The sequence below is a fragment of the Shinella sp. HY16 genome, from assembly GCF_028534175.1.
Classification (GTDB): domain Bacteria; phylum Pseudomonadota; class Alphaproteobacteria; order Rhizobiales; family Rhizobiaceae; genus Shinella.
In genome coordinates, this window is record NZ_JAHYXL010000006.1 from 101,667 (window position 1) to 123,258 (window position 21,592).

The window sequence follows — 21,592 nt, forward strand, 5'->3', positions numbered from 1 at the left end:
GTTTTCCTACTTGTTCGCCTTCAGCGCGTCTTCGAGGCGCTTGGTACCGTCGGCGGGCGCAACGGAACCGTCGAGCACGCCCTGCAGCGTCGTGTAGTAGATGTTCGTCGCAGCCGGCGGCATGGCCGTATCGTAGAAGGAATCGAGATGGCCGGCGGCGTTCATCAGGTCGTTGCTGATGCCGTAGAGCACGGGACCGGCAGCGGCCTCGGTGGTGGCGCCCTTGACGGTCACCATTGTCTTGCGCAGCTCGACATACTTGGTCATCACCTCGGGCGAGGAGAGGAACTTCAACAGCGTGACCGCGTCGGCCTTGTTGTCCGTCTTCTCCGAAATGCCGAAGGAGGCGGCAACGCCAGCCAGCACGTCCGTCTGGTCTCCCGCGCCGCCGGAAACGCTCGGGAAGGCGAAGTAGCCAAGCTCGAAACCCTCGGGCGCATCGGCCGATGCGCCGATCTGCCAGGTACCGTTGAGCAGCATGGCGGCCTGGCCGTTGAGGAAGAGTATGTTTGCTTCCTGGTCGCTCATGCCGTTGAAGCCGATCGGGAAATACTCCTTCTTGGCGATCTCGGCGACCGTCTGGAAGGCCTTCTCGCCCTCTCCGCCGAGCGTCGCAGCGGCGTCGCCATTGACGAAGGACGCGACGACACCGGAGCCCTTCAGGCGCATTTCCATGTACTGGAACCAGAAGGTGGCCGGCCAGGAATCCTTGTTGCCGAGCGAGAACGGCACGAGGCCCTCTCCCTTGACCTTCTCGGCGAGCGCCAGCAGCTCGTCATAGGTCTTCGGAACGGTCCAGCCCTTTTCGGCGAACAGCGCCTTGTCGTACCAGAAGACGACGGAATCGACGTCGACGGGCACCGCATAGGTCTTGCCGTCCTTGCTGGTCTGGGCGATGGCGCTTTCCAGGAAGCTGTCGCGCCAGCCGTCCTTGGCAAGATCGGCATCGAGCGCATACATCTGGCCGCCCTTGACGAAGGCATTCAGGAAGCCGCCGGGCAGGGTGTAGAAGACGTCCGGCGGGTTGCCGGACGCCATGGCGGTGTTGAGCTTCGTCTTGTAGGCCGATTGCTCGGCCGCGACGACATCCAGCGTGATGTCGGGATGTTTCTTGGCGAATTCGTCGAGCGCGAAGGTGATGAAATCGATCTTGTCCTGCTGCCCGGCATAGGCATGCCAGAAGGAAAGCTCGCCGGCCGCGGCCGGAAGTGCGGTGAGCGCAAGCGCGGCGCCGGCAATGAGAAGACGTTTCAGCTTCACGATATCCTCCCGAAACGATGGGGCAGCGCTCTCCGCCGCCATATGAAGTGATGCCACAACAAAAACTAGCTGTCCATAGTGACACCACAACATGCCCATGCTAGCGTCACCGCTATCGACCGTGTCAGACCGCGAAAGAGCCGCCATGACCGTTGACCTGCGTGGTCTGTCCAATCCCGCGAGCAGCCGGCTGCGCAGCGTGCTGCCGAAACTGTCGGACTCCGAGCGTCGCGTTGCGCTCTGGGTGCTCGACAATGTCGAGGCGACCATCCGCAATTCCATGTCGGCCATCGCCCAGGCGGTGGACGTCAGCGATACGACCGTGCTGCGCATGTGTCGCACCGCCGGCTTCGAGGGCTTCACCGATCTCAAGCTGGCCTTGGCCCAGGAGCCGCGCCAGAGCCAGGACACGAACGCCAGCGAACCCCATGCGAGCGACCTTCAGGCTGCCAGCCGCTTGTTCCGCGCCGTGGCGCAGGCGATCAACGATACGCAGGGCGTGCTTTCCGAGGCGACCTTTGCCGGCGCGCTCGATCTCATCGCCGGCGCGCGCCATATCCTTGTCGGCGGCGTCGGCGGATCGGGCATCGTCGCGCAGGCTCTCTATCAGCGCTGCATCCGGCTCGGTCTCCGGTGCGATGCACCCGTCGATTCCCAGTTGCAGATCATGCATTCGGCGCTGACCGGGCCGGAAGACCTCGTCGTCGTCATCTCCTACTCCGGCATCACCAGCGATCCGGTGCTCGTGCTTCAGGAAGCGAAGTCGCGCGGGGCAAAGACGCTCTGCATCACCGGCAACAGCGCCTCGCCGCTGGCGCGGCTTGCCGATGTCGTCCTCGTCAGCGTCTCGCACGAGCAGGGCAGCGAGCCGATGGCCGCACAGATCGCCCAGATGGCGCTGATCGACGCGCTCTATTCCGCCCTCGTCGCGCGCAATGCCGAGCGGGCCCAGCTCACCGAGGAGCGGATGGTCAACGCCATCCTTCCCAAGTCCATCTAGTTCCAAGACAGGGAATGCCGTGAAAATTCAGATCTACACCATGCAGACCGTTTCCGAGGCGATCGCCGCGGCAGAGGCGGGCGTCGACTATCTCGGCCTGACCCCCTCCAATCGCGGCCTGCCGGGCGAAATCAGCTTCGCGGCGGCGCGCGAGATCGCCGATGCGCTGAAGGGCCGGGCGTCGCGCGTCGCGCTGTCGGTGGAGAGCGATCTTGGCGCCATCGCCGACATGGTCGCCGCCGTCCGGCCGGACGTGCTGCATCTGTGCGGCGACATCACGCTTGTGACGCCGGATCATGTGCGCCAGCTCCGCGAAACCCTGCTGCCGCTCTATCCGGACCTCGGCATCCTGCAGGCCATCCCGATGACCGGGCCGGAAGCGCTCGATCATGCTGCTGCCTTCGAGCCCTATTGCGACAGCTTCATCCTGGATTCCGTCGCCGCCCATATCGGCGGCATCGGTGCGGCGGGCGTCACCCATGACTGGTCGCTGAGCCGCGCGATCGTCGAGCGCAGCAAGCTGCCGGTCATTCTTGCCGGGGGGCTCGGACCGGACAATGTCGCGGCCGCCATCGCCGCCGTCAAACCCTGGGCCGTGGATTCGCTGACCCACACCAACAAGCCGCTGCCCGAAGGTGGCTTCCGCAAGGACCTCGACAAGATCAAGGCCTTTGTGACGGCTGCAAGGGCGGCCTGAGCGGTATCCTTTAAGGAAGAAAAGGGGCGGTACCATTGGTGTCGCCCTTTCTTTTTAGATCGCTGCGTTGCCCCTTATGGCTCCATTGGAACTTCTAATTTTCCAGCGACAGCGAAGATTTCTACCTTGAATCCCGTCAACCGGCGCGATTGGCCGCGGTCAAGGGAGTTTTTCGAATGAACATGTTTGCGCGAGGGATGCCGAACCAGCTGCTGCGGCTGCAGGAGATGCACAATGGCGAGAAGGTGCGGCCGACATTTTCGGCGGGCGAGATGGAGCGGCGGCAGAATGCCATGCGGCGCATCCTGGAGGAGCTGAAGCTCGATGCGGCGATCCTCACCTCCTACCACAACATCTGCTATTTCTCCGATTTCCTCTACTGCTCCTTCGGCCGTCGTTATGCTTTCGTCATCACGCCGGAAAAGGCGACGTCGGTTTCCGCGGGCATCGATGCGGGCCAGCCCTGGCGGCGCACCTTCGGCGACAACGTCACCTATACCGACTGGCAGCGCGACAATTTCTTCCATGCCCTGCAGACGCTGCTGCCGAAGGTCTCGCGCATCGGCATCGAGTTCGACCAGGTCAATCTCGACCTGCGCCGGCTGCTGGAGGAGGCGTTTCCGCATGTCGAATTCGTCGATATCGGCGCGCCGACCATGTGGCTGCGGACGATCAAGTCGGCCGAGGAGATCGTGCTCATCAAGGAGGGTGCCGCGACGGCCGATATCGGCGGGGCGGCGGTGGCAAACGCCGTTCGCGCAGGCGTGCCGGAATACGAGGTGGCGCTGGCGGGAACGCAGGCCATGGTCCGCCATATCGCGAACCGTTTTCCCCATGCCGAGCTGATGGACACCTGGGTCTGGTTCCAGTCGGGCATCAACACGGACGGCGCGCACAATCCGGTGACCGCGCGCCAGGTGGAGAAGGGTGACATCCTTTCGCTCAACTGCTTCCCGATGATCGCGGGCTACTATACCGCGCTGGAGCGCACGCTGTTCCTCGACCATGCCAGCGACGAGCACCTGCGCATCTGGGAGATCAACTGCGCCGTCCATCGCCGTGGCCTCGAACTCCTCAAGCCCGGCGCGCGCTGCGGCGACGTCGCGACGGAACTCAACGAGATCTACCGAGAGCACGGCCTGCTCGGCTACCGCTCGTTCGGCTACGGTCATTCCTTCGGCGTGCTCTCGCACTATTACGGCCGCGAGGCGGGCGTGGAACTGCGCGAGGACATCAACACGGTGCTGCAGCCGGGTATGGTCGTCTCCATGGAGCCGATGCTGACCATTCCGGAGGGCATGCCGGGCGCCGGCGGCTACCGCGAGCACGATATCCTCGTGATGACCGAGACCGGCAGCGAGAACATCACGGGCTTTCCCTTCGGTCCGGAGCATAATATCCTCCCCGCCTGACCCGTCCGCGGGCAACTTGGAACGGGCCGCCCGATCGGCCCGTTTCCTTTTGGAGCGGTGCCGATCCCGTGAGAAACATTCCGACCGATCTTCTTCGCACCTTCCTCGCGGTCATCGACCTGCGCAGCCATACGCGCGCCGCCGAGCAACTCGGCCGCACCCAGCCGGCCATCAGCCTGCAGATGAAGAAGCTCCAGGAGCTTCTCGACGTTTCCCTCTTCGCCAAGGATGCCAGCGCCCAGCCGACCGAGGCGGGCGAGCTCGTGGCGAGTTATGCCCGGCAGATGCTGACGCTCAACGACGAGATGGTGCTGCGGCTCTCCAGGCGGGACCAGCACGGCAAGATCCGCCTCGGCATTCCCAACGACTATGCGGACCATTTCCTGCCGAAGCTAATGCCGCGTCTTGCCCGCAGCGGCCACGATTTCCGCTTTGAGGTGGTCTGCGATCTCTCGCATGTCCTGCTGCAGGGGCTGCGCAACGGCCTCTACGATCTCGTCGTGGCGATGACGCCGGACGGGCCGGCGGAAGGCGCGTTCATGACCTGGAAGGAACCGCTCGCCTGGGTCGGCGATACGCCGACCTCCGTCGTGACGGATGGAAGCGCGAACCTGCGCATCGTCTGCTATCCGGAAGGCTGCCTCTATCGCCGCGCCATGCTGACGGCGCTGCAGCGCGACGGGCGCGGCTACGATCTCGTCTATACCAGCCCCAGCCTTGCCGGGCTGGAGGCTGCCGTCGGCTCCGGCTTCGGCAACACGGTGCTCGCCCGCCGCATCGTGCCGAGCAAGCTGAGGACGCTCGACGAGGCGCTCGGTCTGCCGCGCCTCGCCGACGTCGTCGTCGGCATCTATCTGAGTTCGGATCGAAAGCGCTCGCCGGTCGCCGAAAGTTTTGCGGCGCATTTCGCCGATGCATTCCTCGCCAGCAACCGGGACGGCTGATCAGGCGCGGCGTGCCCGACCGATCAGGCTCAGCACCATGAAGAGCGCGATGGAGACGGTGGTGAGCAGGCTGGCCGCCGCCATGATCGTCGGGTTGATCTGGTCGCGAATGCCGGAGAACATCTGCACCGGCAGGGTGCGCTGGTCGGCCCCGGTGAGAAACAGGGCGACGATCACCTCGTCGAAGGACACCGCGAAGGCGAGCAGCGCGCCCGAGACGATGCCGGGCAGGATGAGCGGCAACGTCACGGCGAAGAACACGCTGACCGGCCCGGCCCCGAGGCTTGCGCCTGCCCGGCTGAGATTGGTGTCGTAGGTCGACAGCGCCGAGAGCACGGTGACGACCACGAAGGGGATAGCGAGCGCCGCATGGGCCAGCACGAGGCCGGTGCGCGTGTTGGTCAGCCCCAGTGAGCCGAAAAACATGTAGGCCCCGACGGCGACGATGACGACCGGCATGATCATCGGCGAGATCATCAGCGCCATCACGGCCTTGCGCGCGGGGAAGCCGGGGCGGCTGATGCCGAGGGCGGCGAGCGTGCCGAGGACGGTCGCGATCAGCGTGCTGAGGGCGGCGGCGGCGAGGCTGTTGGCGAGGCTGTGCATCCAGCGCGCGTTCTGGAAGAAATCCGCATACCAGCGCCACGAATATTCCCGAATCGGGAAGGTGAAGAACGGATCCTTCGAGACCGAGAGCGGGAAGACGACGAAGAGCGGCCCGATCAGGAAGGCGAGCACGGCGAAGGCGAAGAGGACGACGGCGAGGCGGCAGAGCCGTTCGCTGCGGGTCGCGTAAGCGGGAAGCCACATGGTTCTATCCAAGCTTGATGCGCTCCGCGCCGACGAGGCGCAGGAACAGGAGGTAGATGGAGATCGTCATGACGAGAAGCAGGCCGGCCAGCGCCGCCGCCATGCCCCAGTTCAGGTCGCGGTTGATATAGGTGGCGATGAAGTTCGAGAGCATCTGGTCGCGCGGGCCGCCGACCAGCGCGGGCGTGATGTAGTAGCCGAGCGACAGGATGAAGGTCATCGGGCAGCCGGCGGCGACGCCCGGAAGCGTCTGCGGCGCATAGACCCGCCAGAAGGCGAAGAACGGCGGGGCGCCGAGCGAACGCGCCGCCCGCATCTGCCCGGCGGGAATGGATTTCATGACGCTGAGGATCGGCAGGATGGTGAAGGGAAGCTGGATGTGGGTCATCGCCGTCACCGTGCCGAAGCGCGTCAGCATCAGTTGCAGCTTCTCGGTGGTGAGGCCGAGCGCCAGGAGCGCCTGGTTGATGACGCCGTCCGTCTGCAAAAGCACGACCCAGGCGGTGGTGCGCACCAGAAGCGAGGTCCAGAGCGGCAGCAGCACCATCAGCAGCATGAAGCCGGCCATGCGCGCGGGCGCCAGCGAGATGACATAGGCCGTCGGGAAACCGAGAAGAAGTGTCGCCGCCGTCACGAGGCCGGCGATCCAGAGGGTGCGCCCGAGGATGCCGAGAAAGACGGCCTGGTCGTCCTTGACGCGCGTGACCGAGCCGGATGCATCCTGCTGGAGATCAATTGCCGTCAGCAGGTAGTAGGGCGTCACGGGCGCGGCATTGCGCTTGATGATCGCCCAGAGGTCCGGGCTTGCCCAGACGGGATCGAGCGCGGCAAATTGCGGGGCGAGGGCACCGTCCTGAAAACCACCGAGATGGCGCACGACGGACATGATGCGGCTGCGCATGCCGGCGCTTTCGTAGTTCAGCCGCTTTCCGAGCGCGGCGGCGGTGTTTTCCTCCTTGGCGCGGGTCAGATCGCCGAGAAGCGCGGCATAAGCTGCCTCTCCGGGCGTCGCCAGCCCATCCCAGTCGGCAAGGATTGCGGCGGTTTGCGGCAGGGTATCGCGCACCTCCGGGTTCCGCACGGCCGTCGTGAGGAAGAGCCCGATCGGCGCGGCGAAGGTGACGACGAGGAAGAGCAGCGCCGGCAATGCCAGTGCGAGCGCGCCGAGCCGGCCCGGCCGTTCGGCTCGCCGGAGTGCGGCGCGCAGGTTCGGGGCGGCGGCTGGGGAGGGGAGGGAAAGGGTCTGTGTCATGCTCACCTCGCCAGCAATCTGCAATCGGCGGCGGAACAGGCCATGCCGACATCGCTTCCGGGTAGCGCCGCCGCGCCTTCGGCCGCCGGCAGGCTGGCGACGAGGCGTTCGGTGCCGAAAGCTTCGAGGGTGAGCCGCACCCGGTCACCGAGGAAGGTCTTGTCGAGCACCCGGGCCTTGATGCGGTTTTCCGCGTTTGCGCTTCCCGCGCCGTCGAGAGCAAGTCGTTCGGGGCGCAGCGAGACGGTGAGGTCGTTTTGCGCGGGATGCGCCGGCCCGCTCGCTGCAAGGCGCGTTCCGTCCTTCATCCGCACGAAGGCGAGACCGTTCTCGCTGCCGAGGAATTCGCAGGAGAGCGTGTTGTTGTCGCCGATGAAGCCGGCGACGAAGCGGTTCTCTGGCCGGTCGTAGAGCGTCACCGGATCGGAAAGCTGCTGGATGCGGCCGTCGTTGAAAACGGCGATCCGGTCGGACATGGTCAGCGCCTCCGACTGGTCGTGCGTCACATAGACCATGGTGATGCCGAGCTGCTGCTGGATCCGGCGGATCTCGATCTGCATGTGCTCGCGCAACTGCTTGTCGAGTGCGCCGAGCGGTTCGTCCATCAGGATGAGCTTGGGCTTGAACACCATGGCGCGGGCGAGCGCCACGCGCTGCTGCTGGCCGCCGGAAAGCTGCGCCGGGCGGCGTTCGCCAAGCCCGTCGAGCTTGACCATGGCAAGCGCCTCCGCAACCCGCCGTGCCGCATCCGCCCCGCGGATCCCGCGGTAACGCAGCGGAAAACCGACATTGTCGGCCACCGTCATATGCGGGAAGAGCGCATAGTTCTGGAAGACGAAGCCGATGTCGCGCCGCTCGGGCGGCAGGCGTTCCACCGCCTGCCCCTCCAGCAGGATGCGCCCGTTCGTCGGTTGCTCGAAGCCGCCGAGCATCATCAGTGTCGTCGTCTTGCCCGAGCCGGACGGGCCGAGCATGGTGAGGAACTCGCCACGCCGCACGGCAAGGTTCAGGTCCTCCACCACCAGCGTGCGCCCGTCATAGGTCTTCTGCACCCTCTCGAAGGCGACCATCGGATTGGCGGCAGGGGATGGCGACGGCTCGTCGCCGAGCCGCCTCCTTTCCAGCGTCATCGTGTTCATCCGCCCGTCCTTCAGTTGGAAAGCCAGGTGGTGAAGCGCTTGCGGATCTCGTCGCCATGGTCGGCCCAGAAGGCGTTGTCGAGCGTGAGCGAGGTCGTCAGGTTGGCCGGGCTCGTCGGCAGGTTTTTTGCGTCTTCTGCGGCCACTTCGGCAGCCGCCGTCGAGCGAACGGGGCCGTAGGGGATGTATTTGGCGATGCCGGCCAGCACCTTCGGCTCGACGGCGAAGCGGATGAAGGCAAGCGAACCTTCGATGTCCTTCGCGCCCTTGGGAATGACCCAGTAGTTGGAATCGAGGATCTGGTTGTCCCAGACGATGCCGAAGGCGCGGCCTTCCTTGTTGGCGTTGAAGATGCGGCCGTTCCAGGCCGTCGTCATGGTCACCTCGCCCGAGGCGAGCAGTTGCGGGGCCTGTGCGCCGGCCTCCCACCAGACGATCTGCTCCTTGATCGTGTCGAGCTTGGCGAAGGCGCGGTCGAGGCCCTCCGGCGTCGCGAGCACCGTATAGACCTCCTGCGGCGGCACGCCATCGGCAAGCAATGCGAATTCGAGATTGGTCGCGGGGTTTTTCCACAGGCCCCGTTTGCCGGGGAAGGCGGCAAGGTCGAAGAGGTCGGCAAGTTTCGTCGGCGCCTTTTCGAGCTTCGTCTCGTCGTAGGAGAGCACCGTCGCATAGACGATCGTGCCGACGCCGCAGTCCGATGTCGTGCCGGCCAGCCATTCCGATTTCGGTCCGATCTTCTCCCAATCGATCGTTTCGAAAATGCCTTCGTCGCAGCCCTGCAGCAGCGTCGGCGCATCGACGTCGACCACGTCGATCGTCGTGTTGCCGCTGTCGATCATCGCCTTGATCTTGGCGATCTCGCCGCCGTATTCCTGCTCGGAGACGGCCCGGCCGGTTTCTTCGGCATAGGCGCTGAAGACGGCCTTGCGCTGGGCGTCCTGGTAGGCGCCGCCGAAGCTCATGACGGAAAGCGGTTCAGCGGCGCTCGCCGCGCCGAGAAACAAACAGGAGGCAAGCGCCGTCGCTGCCAGAAACATGGGTTTTCTGAACATGGAAATTCCTCTCTGGAGACAGATTCAAATGCCCGTCGCGCCGCCCGTCTTGATTGCGGGCTGTGAGGAAAGCCTATGTTGCGCCATGCTGCGGCGCAAATAAGTAGGTATGATGGAGACATGAGCGCCGCTTATCGGCATGCGCCGGACAAAAAAACGCCCCGTAAAACGGGGCGTTGTATCTTTCGTTTCGAAACGCCGGTCAGGCTGCTTCGCGGTTCTCGACGTCGGTCGGGACGGTGGAGATCGTCTTCAGGATCTGCGAAGCGATCTGGTAGGGGTCGCCCTGGGAGTTCGGGCGGCGGTCTTCCAGATAGCCGCGGTAGCCGTTGTTGACGAAGGAGTGCGGCACGCGGATCGATGCGCCGCGGTCTGCCACGCCATGGCTGAACTGGTGGATCGAGGCCGTTTCATGCTTGCCGGTCAGGCGCATGTGGTTGTCCGGTCCGTAGACGGCGATGTGGTCGGCACGGGCTTCTGCGAAAGCGCCCATGAGGGCTTCGAAATAGTCCCTGCCGCCGACTTCGCGCATGTAGGCGGTCGAGAAGTTGGCGTGCATGCCCGAGCCGTTCCAGTCGGTGTCGCCGAGCGGCTTGCAGTGATATTCGACGTCGATGCCGTACTTTTCGGTCAGGCGCTGCAGCAGGTAGCGGGCAAGCCAGATCTCGTCGGCAGCCTTGCGCGAGCCCTTGCCGAAGACCTGGAATTCCCACTGGCCCTTGGCGACTTCCGCGTTGATGCCTTCATGGTTGATGCCGGCGGCAAGGCAGATGTCGAGATGCTCTTCGACGATCTTGCGGGCGGTGGCGCCGACATTGCTGTAGCCGACGCCGCAATAGTACGGGCCCTGCGGTGCCGGGAAGCCGGCATCCGGGAAGCCGAGCGGCCGGCCGTTCTGGTAGAAGAAGTATTCCTGTTCGAAGCCGAACCAGGCGCCGTCGTCATCGAGGATGGAGGCGCGCGTGTTCGACGGATGCGGCGTCTTGGCGTCAGGCATCATGACTTCGCAGAGGGCGAGAACGCCGTTCTTGCGCTCGGGATCAGGATAGACGGCGACCGGCTTCAGCACGCAGTCCGAGCTCGAGCCTTCGGCCTGCATCGTGGAAGAACCGTCAAAACCCCAGAGCGGAAGCTGTTCCAGCGTCGGGAAAGCGTCGAATTCCTTGATGAGGGTCTTGCCGCGCAGGTTCGGGCTGGGCTTGTAACCGTCGAGCCAGATGTATTCGAGCTTGTACTTTGTCATTTCGTTCTCTCACGTGACGCTGGTTTTACGAGGCTGCCGGACGCCTGGGGCGCTCGACAGCCGGATAGCAGATGAAATGCATCAAACGTGCCAGATCGAAGCGAGTGCGGATATCTGCGGAAAATTCATCGTCCTGCGGGGGTCTGTCCGCAAACACGGCGATACTTTCGCTGAAAGAAGGGGCGTGTTGCACAAAAAATGGGCGGAACGAGGCGGGCTTTAAGGCATTGCTCGTTCTTGAAGCCAGTGGCGTAACCTTCGGCCCACTGGAACTCCGGGCAGATGGATCGCCGGACCTCCGGTGAGGTGAAAAATTTCACGATGCCGCGACGGTGCGCGAAGAATATCTCCGGTGACTGGCAATCGCAGCGATTCATTGCCTATAAAATCTATGGATTATATATTCTAATAGTCTCGTTGGCTTGCCAGGAGGATATCATGCCCAAGACCGAATCCAATCCCATCACGCTGGGGACCCGCGCTCCGGACTTTGTTCTGTTCGATGCCGATGGCGCCGCGTTCAGCCTCAAGGATTTCGCGGATAGCCCGGCACTGCTGGTCGCTTTCATCTCGAACCGCTGCCCCTTCGTGGTGCTGATCCGCGAGGCGCTGGCGCAGTTCGCCCGCGATCATGCCGGGCAGGGGCTTGCCATCGTCGCGATCAACAGCAACGACGCGGAGGCGCATCCGGAGGAAGCGCTCGAACGGCTCGGCATCGAGGCGAAGACCTATGGCTATGATTTCCCCTACCTGAAGGATGAAACGCAAGGCGTCGCCAAAGCCTATGGCGCAGCCTGCACGCCGGACTTCTTCCTCTACGACCGCGAGCGCAGGCTGGCCTATCACGGCCAGTTCGACGACGCCCGCCCGGGCAACGGCAAGGATGTCACCGGCGCGGATCTACGCGCGGCCGTGGAAGCTGTGCTGATCGGGGGTGCAGCAGCAGCGGCACAGGTTCCCTCCATCGGCTGCAACATCAAGTGGACGGCCGGCAACGAGCCCTCCTGGTTTCCCACCGCCGCCTGAACCGGCCGTCATTCTCCTCGTACCAGGCCGGAACATCATGGCATCGCGTCGCAAGGAACAGCCCACCCTGGAGGGGCGCCTCATCGAAACGGACGTGCTCGTCGTCGGCGGCGGGCCGGCCGCCGGCTGGGCGGCGCTGTCGGCGGCCGAGGCCGGCGCCCGCGTCGTCCTGGCCGACAAGGGCTACCATGGCACAAGTGGCTCCACCGCGCCGTCGAACACGGGGACCTGGTGCGTGCCGCCGGGCGAAGGGCGGGCGTCCTCCGTCGAGCAGCGTTTCAAGCGCACGGTCGGCCTTGCCGACCGCCGCTGGATGCTGCGCGCCGCCGACCAGGCCTACGAGAACCTCCAGAAGCTGGTGGAATGGGGGTATCCGTTCCCGAGCGAGGAGGACGGCAGCCTCTACATCGCCAATCTGCGCGGGCCGGATTACATGCGCTTCCTGCGCCAGCGCGTGCAGAAGGCCGGCGTGACGATCCTCGATCATCACCCGGTCCTCGAATTGCTTGGCGACGACAATCATGTCGCTGGCGCCGCAGGGCTTGCGCGCCGCACCGGGGCAAGTTTCCAGGTCCGGGCGGGGGCCGTGATACTGGCCACGGGCGGTTGCGCCTTTTTCGAACGCATCCTTGGCGGTACAGGGCTGACCGGCGACGGCTATCTCTTCGCCGCGGAGGCCGGTGCATCGCTGTCCGGCATGGAGTTCACCGGCAAATACACGCTCGCCCCGCATGGCACGTCGCTGAACAAGGGCCTGCCTTTCCGCTGGGCCACCTTCTACGGCGCGGACGGTCAGGTGCTGCGCGACGCCCGCGGCGAGCCGGTGACGAACGGTATCGGCGGCGGGGAGCGGCTGGTGGCAGAAGCGCTTCTGTCGGGTCCGGTCTACGCCCGGCTCGATCTTGCCGAACCCGCCATGCAGGACTGGCTGCGGCGCGGCCAGCCGAACTGCTTCCAGCCCTATGAGCGCATGGGCATCAATCCGTTCGAGGATCTCTTCCGTGTCGATCTCAAATACGAGGGCACGGTGCGCGGCACCGGTGGCATCCGCATCGTCTCCTCCGATTGCGGCACGGGTATTTCCGGCCTCTATGCCGCCGGCGACGCAGCGAGCCGCGAGAACGTGACGGGCGGCATTTCCGGCGGCGGCGCAATCAATGCCTCCTGGGCGATCGCCAGTGGCTGGTGGGCCGGCCATGGCGCGGCCCGGCATGCCCGCCGTTGGCAGGGACGTGATGGAAACCGCCTGCGCCCGCTCGGCAGGACAGGCCTTCGCGGCTCGGCCGGGGAGGCCATCGATCTTGCCGCCGCCGCCCGTACGCTGCACGACGAGATCGCCCCACTCGACAAGAGTTACTGGCGCACGGCTGCGACGCTTGAAGCGAGTGGCAGGGTGTTGGAGGACCTCTGGTCCCGGCTGAACGGGGTCTCGCCTGCCGCGGGCCTTGACCGCCTGCAGACCCGCGAGGTCGCGGCCGTTACCGCCAGCGCCCGCTGGACGGTTGCCGCGGCCGCGCTGCGCACGGAAAGCCGCGGCGTGCACCGCCGGCGCGATTTTCCGGGCGAGAGCGAGGCGCAGGCAAGCCGCATCATCGTCTCAGGCCTCGATCGCGTGACGGCGGTGCGGGAGACCCTTTCCCTCGAAACGGCGCAGGAGGGCTGAGGATGATCGAAGTCGTCTCCGCCGATCGCTGCATCCGCTGCGATATCTGCGAGCGCATCTGTCCGGCCTTCGTCTTCGATCGGGACGAGACGGGGCTTCCCGTCATCGCCCGACAGGACGACTGCCAGACCTGTTTCCTCTGCGAAATCTACTGCCCGACCGATGCGCTCTACGTCGCCGAGCAGGCAGATGGCCCAACCGGCATCACCGAGCCCGACGTCCTCGAGCGCGACCTCTTCGGCGCCTATGCCCGCGCGCTCGGCTGGAACCGCGGCCGCGCCGGGGGAACAAGGAATGATCCGACCCGCCACATCCGCGTGGCGCAGGTCTGAAAAGGAGATACCCATGGAACGCATCGCCGTCAGCGCTGTGCGCAAGTCGTTCAACCTGAAGCCCGGCCAGACCGTGACCGTCGACGGTGTCACGTCCAGTCGTATCGCGGTGCTGGATGGCGTGGACCTCACCATTCACAGCGGCGAGTTCATCACGCTCGTCGGGCCCTCCGGCAGCGGCAAGTCGGTGCTCCTCGACGTGATCGCCGGACTGACCGAGGCGACCTCGGGCGTCGCCCGCATCGATGGCATCGAGGTCACCAAACCCCATGCCCGTACGGCCTATGTCTTCCAGCAATATGCGCTCTTTCCCTGGCGCACGGCCTTGCAGAATGTCGAATATGCGCTGGAAGTGCGTGGTGTTCCCGCAGCCGAGCGGCGCGAGCGGGCGAAGGACTTCCTGCATCTCTTCGGTCTCAAGGGCTTCGAGGACCGTTTCCCCTCGCAGCTTTCCGGCGGCATGCAGCAGCGCGTGGCGATCGCCCGGGCGCTTTCGACGGATCCGCAGGTCCTCTTGATGGACGAGCCCTTCGCCGCGCTCGATGCGCAGACCCGCGATATCCTGCAGAGCGAGCTCCTTCGAATCTGGGAGCAGATCAAGACGACGGTGGTTTTCGTCACCCATTCCATCGACGAAGCGATCTATCTTGCCGACCGCGTCGTGGTGATGACCGCCCGGCCGGCGAGCGTGAAGGAGATCGTCGAAATCGACCTGCCGCGCCCGCGTGATCTCGATATCCGCAACAGCGAAGCCTTCAACGCCTATCGCGGCCGCGTCTGGGAAAGCCTGCGCGACGAAGTCGGCAAGGCCCAGCGCGACTGGACCCTTGCTTCCACCTACACCAATTGAGGGAGGATCCGATGAGCCTCATCGTCGACCGCAACCTGCCACTGCGCATCGCCTTTTCCTTGCGCCGCAAGCGTATCCCTTCCAAGGCGCCGAGTACTTTCGGCGAGACCGTCTCCACCATCACGCTCGGCCTGCCGGCACTCGTCGCCTTCGCGCTGCTCTGGGAGGTCGCACCGCGTATCGGCTGGATCAATGCCCTGTTCTTCCCGCCGCTGAGCCAGGTGCTTGCGGTGCTCTGGGAGATGATCGTCTCCGGCCAGCTTGCCGACCACATCGGCATCAGCCTGCAACGGGCGGCGATCGGTTTTGCGCTGGCCGTCGTCACCGCCGTGCCGCTCGGCTTCCTGATGGGGCGCTATTCGCTGTTCGAGAAAGCCTCCGACTTTCTCGTCCAGACGCTGCGCAACACCTCGCAATTCGCGCTGCTGCCGGTCTTCATCCTCGTTCTCGGTATCGGCGAAGCCTCGAAGATCGCCATCACCTTCTATGCCGCAGTGTTCTTTCTTCTGATCAACACGATCGTCGGCGTGAAGTCCGTCGATCCGCTGCTCATCAAGGCGGCACGCTCCATGGGCACCTCGGACTGGGACCTCTTCAAGAAGGTGATCTTCCCTTCCGCCATTCCCTCGATCGTCGCCGGTGCCCGGCTCGGCGTGAAGACCTCGCTCTTCTCGGTGATCGCGGCCGAGATGCTCGCGGCCCAGTCCGGCATTGGTTACCTCATCCAGAATTCGTCGCTGATGCTGGAAACCGATCGCATGTATGCGGGCATCCTGACGCTGACGATCATCGGCCTCCTGCTCAACTACCTGCTCGTTGCTGGTGAACGGCGTGCGACGCACTGGCGCGGCAGCGGCGAAAGCGGCCCGAACTGATCCCGATCGCATCGCTTTCTCAATCAACGACCCATCTCGAAAGGACCCGCCCATGACATCGTTTCCGCTCCTTCCGCTGCGCCGGACACTCCTGAAAATCGCGCTCGCGCTGTCGATCCTGCCTGGTGCTGGCCTTGCGACGGCCTCCGCCGACGAGGCGAAGCCCGATGTCATCCGCATCGGCTCCACGGCGCCTGGCCACCTGAAGTTCATCCTCTACCGCAACAAGAAGCTCTTGGAGGACGAGTTCGCCAAGGACGGCATCAAGGTTGAGCTGACCACCTTCGACGGTGGCTCGGCGGCGACCGTCGCCCTCGGTTCCGGCGCAATCGACTTCACCTATATCGGCAACAACCCCTCGCTGCGCCTTGCGGCCACCGGCGCCGACGTGAAGTTGATCGGCCTATCGAGCTGGAACCGCTCCAACGAGACGCAAATCGTCGTGAAGCCGGATTCGCCGATCCAGAAAATCGAGGACCTCAAGGGCAAGAAGGTCGCCTATCTCGCCGGCACGGTGCGCCATTCGACTTTCGCCAAGGCGCTGAAGACCGTGGGCCTTTCGCTGGGCGACGTCGAGAGCCTCAATCTCGGCATCGAGAGCTCCGGTCCGGCCCTGTCGCGTGGTGACGTCGATGCCCTCGTGGAGAGCACCGGTCCCGTGCAGAAGCTGGTCGAGGAAGGCGAAGCACGGGTGATCTTCGATGCCGGCGTTTCCGGCAGCCCGGAATGGGCCGTGCCGCATCTCCTCAGCGTCAACGGCGATTTCGCCCGCAAGTACCCCGACATCGTGACGCGCCTTTTGGCCGTCGATATCGCGGCGGCGCGCTGGGCCGACGCCAATCCGGAAGAGACGATCGCGATCTTCGTCAAGGAGACCGGCAACAGCGACAAGGCCGTGCGCGCGACCTATCCGGACGGCAAGTTCTTCCAGGATCCGCAGGTGACCGAGGAGGCCGTGCGCGCGCTTCAGGGTGAGGAGGTGTTCATGGCCGATGCCGAGCTTTTGAAGGGCAAGGTCAATTACGACACCTGGATCGATCGCTCCTTCTACGATGCTGCCGTCAAAAAGCTGGATGCCAGCAACTGATCTCCGGGCGCTTCCGCTTGTCTCCGGATTGCGGAAACGCTCTCTTCGTTTGTCTCCTTGCACGTCCGGCAAATCCGCTTCGCGCTCTCGCTGGAATTGCTCTATAGGATCGGACGGCGGCGTCTTGAACGCCGTCGCTTTTTTGTGATTGCGATGTCTTCCATTCCCTCACAGCCCATACCGCTCCACCGCACCCGCATCGTCCCGGCCGTCGTCGCCGTGGCGTTCTTCATGCAGATGCTCGACAGCACGATCATCGCGACGTCGCTGCCGGCGATGGCGAAGGCCTTCTCGACAGATGTCGTGGCGCTCAACATCGGCTTCACGGCCTATCTGCTTGCCATGGCCGTGTTCATTCCGCCGGCCGGCTGGCTTGCCGACCGGTTCGGCGCCCGCGAAGTTTTCGTGACGGCGATCGCACTTTTCACGCTTTCTTCCGTCGCCTGCGGCTTTTCCGGTTCGCTTGGCGAGTTCACCGCGGCGCGGCTCTTCCAAGGCGCATCCGCCGCACTGATGACGCCCGTCGGGCGCCAGCTCGTGCTGCGCGGCGCACCGAAGGCGGAGTTGGTGCGAGCGATCGCCACCATCACCTGGCCGGCGCTGATCGCGCCGGTGGTCGGGCCACTGATCGGCGCCTGGGTTACAACCCATGCCGGTTGGGAGTGGAATTTCTTCATCAACCTGCCGCTCGGCCTGCTCGGCGTGGTGCTCGTGCTGTTCTTCGTGCCGCAGGCGCCGGCCGAGGGCGCACGCCCCTTTGACCTGAAGGGCTTCGTGCTGACGGGAAGCGCGCTCGCCCTCACGCTTGCCGGCCTGGAGCTCTCCAGCGCGCCGACGGGCGGCGCCGGCACGCTTGCCGTTCTCGCCCTCGGCCTTGCCGCCGGCTGGGCTGCCATCCGCCATCTCCGGTGCGCGCCGCATGCGCTGCTCGACATGGCCGTGCTCAAGGTTCCGACTTTTGCCTTCGCGACGCTCTCGGCCGGTACTGCCGGGCGGCTTGCGGTCAATGCCACGCCCTTCCTGCTGCCGCTCCTGTTCCAGGTCGGCCTCGGTATGGACGCCGTCGAGACCGGCTCGCTCGTGCTCGTCTATTTCCTTGGCAACCTCCTGATGAAGAGCGTGACGACGCCGGCGCTGCGCCTTTTCGGCTTCCGTACGCTGCTCGTCGTCAACGGCCTTGTCGCTGCGCTGACGATCGGCGCCTTCGCCTTCGTCGACGGTAACACGCCGAGGCTGCTGCTCTTCGGGCTGCTGATCGCCTGCGGACTGTCCCGCTCTATGCAGTTCACCGCGCTGACGACGATCGCCTTTGCCGATGTCACACCCGCCCAGCGCAGCGCGGCGACCACCATCTCCGCCATGCTGCAGCAGCTTGCGCAGCTTCTCGGCGTCGCCGTTGCCGCCGCCGTCATCCGCCTTTCGGCCGCCCTTTTCCCCGAGGCCGCTGGCGGTGGCATGCTGGTGGATATCCGTGCCGCCTTCCTGTGCATCGCCGCCATCGGGCTGGTCTCGGCCCTGCGTTTCCTCGCGCTGCCTGCCGGTGCCGGGGCAGAAGTTTCGGGACATCGTCATCGCCCCTCTTGATTCTCCTCAAGATTGCGGTAGCCTGAGCGGGTTCGACAAGACTGCATGGGAGAGACCGGCTGCAAGGCCGGCGCCGACGGAGCAACCCCCCAGGAAACTCTCAGGCACAAGTGACCGTGCAGTTGAACGATCTGGAGAGAGACGCTGTGAGCGTCCACCGAAGGGGAAAGCCGTCGCGGCCATGCCGTGCGGGTAAACTCTCAGGTACCGTGACAGATTGGGGAAAACGCGGGCTCCGGCCCGTACCCTGATGTCATACGGAGCGAGAGACCTATATGCCCCATATCGCCGTTATCGGCGCCGGTATTACCGGCGTCACCACTGCCTATGCCCTTCTGGAACGTGGCTTCGACGTCACCGTGCTCGAAAGCCAGCGCTACGCTGCCATGGAAACCTCCTTTGCCAATGGCGGTCAGCTTTCCGCCAGCAATGCCGAGGTCTGGAACCATTGGTCCACCCTGTTCAAGGGTGTCAAATGGATGATGCGGAACGACGCGCCGCTGCTGATGAACCCGCGGCCGACATGGCACAAATATTCCTGGCTTGCCGAGTTCGTCTCGAACATCATGCGCTATCGCGACAACACGGTGGAAACGACCCGTCTGGCGATCGCCGCCCGGCAGCACCTCTTCTCCATCGCCGAGCGCGAAAACATCGATTTCGACCATGTGCGCCGCGGTATCCTGCACATCTACTGGGACAAGGCGAGCTTCGACCACGCCGCGAAGGTCAACGCCATGCTGACCGAGGGCGGGCTCGACCGCCGGGCGGTGACGGCCGAAGAGGTCAAGTCGATCGAGCCGACCCTGCACGGGGCCTTCCACGGCGGCTTCTACACGCCGTCGGATTCGACCGGCGACATCCACAAGTTCACCTCGGGCCTTGCGAAGGCCTGCCAGCGCCGTGGCGCCCGGTTCCTTTTCGATGCCCGCGTTACGGCGATCGGCAGAAACGGTGCATTCCGCATCAGCTATGCGACGGGTGAGGGCGCGGAGCGCCAGGTCGAGGCGGATGGCGTCGTCGTCTGCGCCGGCACGGCCAGCCGCCAGATTGCCGCCATGCTCGGCGACCGGGTCAATATCTATCCCGTCAAGGGCTACTCGATCACCGTGCATCTCGATGACGAGCGCAGCCAGGCGGCAGCCCCCTGGGTGAGCCTGCTCGACGACCGGGCGAAGATCGTGACCAGCCGTCTTGGCCCCGACCGTTTCCGCGTTGCCGGCACGGCTGAATTCAACGGCATGAACCGCGACATCCGCCACGACCGCGTCAAGCCGCTCGTCGACTGGACGCGCATGCTGTTTCCCGAGGCTGATACCAATCGTGTCGTGCCCTGGGCGGGCCTCCGCCCGATGATGCCCAACATGATGCCGCGGGTCGGCAAGGGGCGTCAGCCGGGTGTGTTCTACAACACCGGCCACGGCCACCTCGGCTGGACACTTTCGGCAGCGACCGCGCAGATGGTGACGGATACGATTGCCGGCGAAATGGCAGCAGACCGCGCCATCGCCGCCTGATAGAAGGGCAGCGAAGCTTTCGACAGTTCGGGTTCCGGCGATCCTTCGCCGGGACCTTTCGGAAAACAGGACCCTACGAGGACAGACATGGCCGAACTTACCCTTGCCGTCGCCAACAGCATCATCGCCGCCGCCCTGGAGGCGGGCGCTCAGGCTGGCCTCAAGCCGCTCACCGTGGCGGTGCTCGATGCCGGAGGGCACCTGAAGGCCTTCCAGAAGCAGGACGGTGCCTCCATGCTGCGCTATGAGATCGCTTTCGGCAAAGCCTATGGTTCGCTCGCCGTGGGCATGGGCTCACGCTGGCTGGACAAGAACGCGAAGGAGCGCCCGCACTTCATTGAAGGCCTGACCGCCGTCTCGGGTGGCAAGATCGTCGCCGTTCCCGGCGGCGTGCTGATCCGCGATGCCGCCGGGGCGCTGCTTGGTGCGGTCGGTATCACCGGAGATACCTCCGACAATGACGAGATCTGCGCGGTTGCCGGTATCAAGTCCGTGGGCCTCGTCGCCCAGGTCGATTGAGGCTTGCATCCTCAACGGTTGCCAAGTGGACGGTGGAGAGCGGAGATTGGCAAAGCGGGAAAAGAATGACGTTCTCCACCCGCATCCGTGCTGATTTCAGGGTTCTCCGAAATGACCGACCTGCTTGTAACCAATGTCCGGCCCGATGGCGGTGAGACTGCCGACATCCTGATCAAGGGCGGCAGGATCGTCGCCATCGGCGCGAACCTGCCGCGCGAGCCGGGCGTTCCCGCGCATGATGGCGGCAATGCAGTCGCCATCGCTCCCTTCGTCGAGCCGCATGTGCATCTCGACAAGATCCTCTGGGGCCTGCCATGGCACAGCATCAATGTGCCGCCCTCGCTGCGTGCGATGATCGACAACGAGGTCGAGATCCGCCAGAATCTGCCCTGGAGCACGGAGGAGCGCGCCGGCAACCTCATGCGGCAGTGCGTGGCCATGGGCTCGACCCATATCCGCAGCCATGTCGACATTTCCAGCGGCTACAAGCTCGACAACCTGCATGCGGTGCTGCGCGCCCATGAAAGGACGCGCCACGCCGTGGGTCTCGAACTCGTCGCGTTTCCGCAGCTCGGCATGATGATCGACCCCGGTACGGCGGATCTGATGGAAGCGGCGCTCGACGAGGGGGCATCCATCATCGGCGGCATCGATCCGACCGATATCGACGGTGATCCGAAAGGGCATCTCGACACGGTCTTCGACATCGCCAGCCGCAAGGGGGCGAAGATCGACATCCACCTGCACGAGGCGAGCGAACTCGGCCTGGCCACCTTGAAGATGATCGCCGAGCGCACCAGGGCGAACGGCATGCAGGGCCGCGTCGTTGTCAGCCATGCCTTCTGTCTTGGCGACGGGGCGGCCGATGCGGTGGACAGGATGATCGACGTCCTTGCGGAAAACGATATCGGCATCATTTCTGCCGTTCCGGGCGAGATCGATTTTCCGCCGATGTTCGAGCTGGCTCGACGCGGCGTCAGATGCGCTGTCGCCTCGGATTCCCTGCGTGACACCTGGAACCCGCACGGCAACGGCGACATGCTGGAGCGCTGCTGGCTGCTGTCCTACCGCTCCTATTGCCGCACCGATGACGAGCTGGTCGCTGCGCTCGACATGGGCACGGCGCGCGGCGCCGCCCTGCTCGATCTTGAAGGTTACGGCCTCGATGTCGGTCGCGAGGGCAGCCTTGTGCTGATCGAGGGCGAAAACCGGGCGCAGATCCTCGTCGACCGGCCGAAGCGCAGCCTGGTGGTCAAGCGCGGCCGTATCGTCGCGCGCAACGGTGCCTGGGTGGAGTGAGGCCGCGCGTAGCGCGGCACTCGTGCGA

General features: G+C 64.8%; 20 protein-coding genes and 1 riboswitch. Of the genes, 14 read left to right on the forward strand and 6 right to left on the reverse strand.

Going from position 1 to position 21,592, the window contains the following annotated elements; all coding sequences use genetic code 11:
• Positions 1-6: 6 nt before the first annotated feature.
• Positions 7-1,260 carry an ABC transporter substrate-binding protein gene (locus K0P03_RS32155; RefSeq protein WP_272791798.1) on the reverse strand — a complete coding sequence of 418 codons (1,254 nt, stop codon included), beginning with the start codon at positions 1,258-1,260 and terminating at the stop codon, positions 7-9.
• A 145-nt stretch (positions 1,261-1,405) separates the two neighbouring features.
• Between K0P03_RS32155 and K0P03_RS32160 the strand changes: the two genes are divergently transcribed.
• The 4 genes from K0P03_RS32160 (at position 1,406) to K0P03_RS32175 (ending at position 5,313) form a co-directional block, all read left to right on the forward strand.
• Positions 1,406-2,260: a MurR/RpiR family transcriptional regulator gene (locus tag K0P03_RS32160; RefSeq protein WP_272791799.1), complete on the forward strand. Its 855-nt coding sequence runs from the start codon at positions 1,406-1,408 to the stop codon at positions 2,258-2,260.
• Between the two features lie 19 nt (positions 2,261-2,279).
• A complete protein-coding gene (locus tag K0P03_RS32165; RefSeq protein ID WP_272791800.1) occupies positions 2,280-2,957 on the forward strand; it encodes a phosphoribosylanthranilate isomerase in 678 nt (225 codons plus the stop codon).
• A 197-nt stretch (positions 2,958-3,154) separates the two neighbouring features.
• Positions 3,155-4,369 carry a M24 family metallopeptidase gene (locus tag K0P03_RS32170; protein ID WP_272791874.1) on the forward strand — a complete coding sequence of 405 codons (1,215 nt, stop codon included), beginning with the start codon at positions 3,155-3,157 and terminating at the stop codon, positions 4,367-4,369.
• Between the two features lie 68 nt (positions 4,370-4,437).
• The gene (locus K0P03_RS32175; RefSeq protein ID WP_024270274.1) at positions 4,438-5,313 is read left to right on the forward strand and encodes a LysR family transcriptional regulator; all 876 of its coding nucleotides are present in this window, start codon (positions 4,438-4,440) and stop codon (positions 5,311-5,313) included.
• Here the strand turns inward: K0P03_RS32175 and K0P03_RS32180 are convergent, their stop codons facing one another.
• The 5 genes from K0P03_RS32180 to K0P03_RS32200 all read right to left on the reverse strand — a co-directional run bounded on the left by K0P03_RS32180 (position 5,314) and on the right by K0P03_RS32200 (position 10,812).
• Positions 5,314-6,123, reverse strand: a complete 810-nt coding sequence (locus tag K0P03_RS32180; protein WP_272791801.1) for an ABC transporter permease — start codon at positions 6,121-6,123, stop codon at positions 5,314-5,316.
• A 4-nt stretch (positions 6,124-6,127) separates the two neighbouring features.
• Complete coding sequence (locus K0P03_RS32185; RefSeq protein WP_272791802.1) at positions 6,128-7,375, reverse strand: ABC transporter permease; 1,248 nt, start codon at positions 7,373-7,375, stop codon at positions 6,128-6,130.
• Between the two features lie 2 nt (positions 7,376-7,377).
• Positions 7,378-8,514: an ABC transporter ATP-binding protein gene (locus tag K0P03_RS32190; RefSeq protein WP_272791803.1), complete on the reverse strand. Its 1,137-nt coding sequence runs from the start codon at positions 8,512-8,514 to the stop codon at positions 7,378-7,380.
• Positions 8,515-8,525: 11 nt separating this feature from the next.
• The gene (locus K0P03_RS32195) at positions 8,526-9,569 is read right to left on the reverse strand and encodes an ABC transporter substrate-binding protein (RefSeq protein WP_272791804.1); all 1,044 of its coding nucleotides are present in this window, start codon (positions 9,567-9,569) and stop codon (positions 8,526-8,528) included.
• Between the two features lie 202 nt (positions 9,570-9,771).
• A complete protein-coding gene (locus tag K0P03_RS32200; RefSeq protein ID WP_023516650.1) occupies positions 9,772-10,812 on the reverse strand; it encodes a glutamine synthetase beta-grasp domain-containing protein in 1,041 nt (346 codons plus the stop codon).
• A 438-nt stretch (positions 10,813-11,250) separates the two neighbouring features.
• On the opposite strand from K0P03_RS32200, the gene K0P03_RS32205 reads away from it, so the two are divergent.
• The 10 genes from K0P03_RS32205 to K0P03_RS32250 all read left to right on the forward strand — a co-directional run bounded on the left by K0P03_RS32205 (position 11,251) and on the right by K0P03_RS32250 (position 21,564).
• On the forward strand, positions 11,251-11,838 hold the full coding sequence (locus tag K0P03_RS32205) for a thioredoxin family protein (RefSeq protein WP_050745044.1): 588 nt from the start codon (positions 11,251-11,253) through the stop codon (positions 11,836-11,838).
• A 37-nt stretch (positions 11,839-11,875) separates the two neighbouring features.
• Positions 11,876-13,501 (forward strand): FAD-dependent oxidoreductase, encoded by a 1,626-nt coding sequence (locus K0P03_RS32210; RefSeq protein ID WP_272791805.1) that lies wholly within the window; start codon positions 11,876-11,878, stop codon positions 13,499-13,501.
• Between the two features lie 2 nt (positions 13,502-13,503).
• Positions 13,504-13,833, forward strand: coding sequence for a 4Fe-4S dicluster domain-containing protein (locus K0P03_RS32215; protein WP_023516983.1), 330 nt, complete (start codon positions 13,504-13,506; stop codon positions 13,831-13,833).
• Positions 13,834-13,846: 13 nt separating this feature from the next.
• On the forward strand, positions 13,847-14,683 hold the full coding sequence (locus K0P03_RS32220; RefSeq protein WP_272791806.1) for an ABC transporter ATP-binding protein: 837 nt from the start codon (positions 13,847-13,849) through the stop codon (positions 14,681-14,683).
• Between the two features lie 11 nt (positions 14,684-14,694).
• A complete protein-coding gene (locus K0P03_RS32225; RefSeq protein ID WP_272791807.1) occupies positions 14,695-15,558 on the forward strand; it encodes an ABC transporter permease in 864 nt (287 codons plus the stop codon).
• Positions 15,559-15,610: 52 nt separating this feature from the next.
• Positions 15,611-16,645: an aliphatic sulfonate ABC transporter substrate-binding protein gene (locus K0P03_RS32230; protein ID WP_023516980.1), complete on the forward strand. Its 1,035-nt coding sequence runs from the start codon at positions 15,611-15,613 to the stop codon at positions 16,643-16,645.
• 153 nt (positions 16,646-16,798) lie between these two features.
• Positions 16,799-18,229: an MFS transporter gene (locus K0P03_RS32235; protein WP_272791808.1), complete on the forward strand. Its 1,431-nt coding sequence runs from the start codon at positions 16,799-16,801 to the stop codon at positions 18,227-18,229.
• A 36-nt stretch (positions 18,230-18,265) separates the two neighbouring features.
• A riboswitch (glycine riboswitch) is annotated at positions 18,266-18,356 on the forward strand.
• Between the two features lie 148 nt (positions 18,357-18,504).
• A complete protein-coding gene (locus tag K0P03_RS32240; RefSeq protein WP_050745048.1) occupies positions 18,505-19,746 on the forward strand; it encodes a D-amino acid dehydrogenase in 1,242 nt (413 codons plus the stop codon).
• An 87-nt stretch (positions 19,747-19,833) separates the two neighbouring features.
• Complete coding sequence (locus K0P03_RS32245; protein WP_023516811.1) at positions 19,834-20,265, forward strand: GlcG/HbpS family heme-binding protein; 432 nt, start codon at positions 19,834-19,836, stop codon at positions 20,263-20,265.
• Between the two features lie 111 nt (positions 20,266-20,376).
• Positions 20,377-21,564: an amidohydrolase family protein gene (locus K0P03_RS32250; RefSeq protein ID WP_130518358.1), complete on the forward strand. Its 1,188-nt coding sequence runs from the start codon at positions 20,377-20,379 to the stop codon at positions 21,562-21,564.
• The last annotated feature ends 28 nt before the right edge of the window (positions 21,565-21,592 follow it).

What these genes read in the sequence shown, in the direction of transcription:
- K0P03_RS32160 (WP_272791799.1), top strand. Translation starts at nt 1,406, where the DNA reads ATGACCGTTGACCTGCGTGGTCTGTCCAATCCCGCGAGCAGCCGGCTG.
- K0P03_RS32170 (WP_272791874.1), top strand. Translation starts at nt 3,155, where the DNA reads ATGCCGAACCAGCTGCTGCGGCTGCAGGAGATGCACAATGGCGAGAAG.
- K0P03_RS32180 (WP_272791801.1), bottom strand. Translation starts at nt 6,123, where the DNA reads ATGTGGCTTCCCGCTTACGCGACCCGCAGCGAACGGCTCTGCCGCCTC.
- K0P03_RS32185 (WP_272791802.1), bottom strand. Translation starts at nt 7,375, where the DNA reads ATGACACAGACCCTTTCCCTCCCCTCCCCAGCCGCCGCCCCGAACCTG.
- K0P03_RS32190 (WP_272791803.1), bottom strand. Translation starts at nt 8,514, where the DNA reads ATGAACACGATGACGCTGGAAAGGAGGCGGCTCGGCGACGAGCCGTCG.
- K0P03_RS32195 (WP_272791804.1), bottom strand. Translation starts at nt 9,569, where the DNA reads ATGTTCAGAAAACCCATGTTTCTGGCAGCGACGGCGCTTGCCTCCTGT.
- K0P03_RS32200 (WP_023516650.1), bottom strand. Translation starts at nt 10,812, where the DNA reads ATGACAAAGTACAAGCTCGAATACATCTGGCTCGACGGTTACAAGCCC.
- K0P03_RS32205 (WP_050745044.1), top strand. Translation starts at nt 11,251, where the DNA reads ATGCCCAAGACCGAATCCAATCCCATCACGCTGGGGACCCGCGCTCCG.
- K0P03_RS32210 (WP_272791805.1), top strand. Translation starts at nt 11,876, where the DNA reads ATGGCATCGCGTCGCAAGGAACAGCCCACCCTGGAGGGGCGCCTCATC.
- K0P03_RS32215 (WP_023516983.1), top strand. Translation starts at nt 13,504, where the DNA reads ATGATCGAAGTCGTCTCCGCCGATCGCTGCATCCGCTGCGATATCTGC.
- K0P03_RS32220 (WP_272791806.1), top strand. Translation starts at nt 13,847, where the DNA reads ATGGAACGCATCGCCGTCAGCGCTGTGCGCAAGTCGTTCAACCTGAAG.
- K0P03_RS32225 (WP_272791807.1), top strand. Translation starts at nt 14,695, where the DNA reads ATGAGCCTCATCGTCGACCGCAACCTGCCACTGCGCATCGCCTTTTCC.
- K0P03_RS32230 (WP_023516980.1), top strand. Translation starts at nt 15,611, where the DNA reads ATGACATCGTTTCCGCTCCTTCCGCTGCGCCGGACACTCCTGAAAATC.
- K0P03_RS32235 (WP_272791808.1), top strand. Translation starts at nt 16,799, where the DNA reads ATGTCTTCCATTCCCTCACAGCCCATACCGCTCCACCGCACCCGCATC.
- K0P03_RS32240 (WP_050745048.1), top strand. Translation starts at nt 18,505, where the DNA reads ATGCCCCATATCGCCGTTATCGGCGCCGGTATTACCGGCGTCACCACT.
- K0P03_RS32245 (WP_023516811.1), top strand. Translation starts at nt 19,834, where the DNA reads ATGGCCGAACTTACCCTTGCCGTCGCCAACAGCATCATCGCCGCCGCC.
- K0P03_RS32250 (WP_130518358.1), top strand. Translation starts at nt 20,377, where the DNA reads ATGACCGACCTGCTTGTAACCAATGTCCGGCCCGATGGCGGTGAGACT.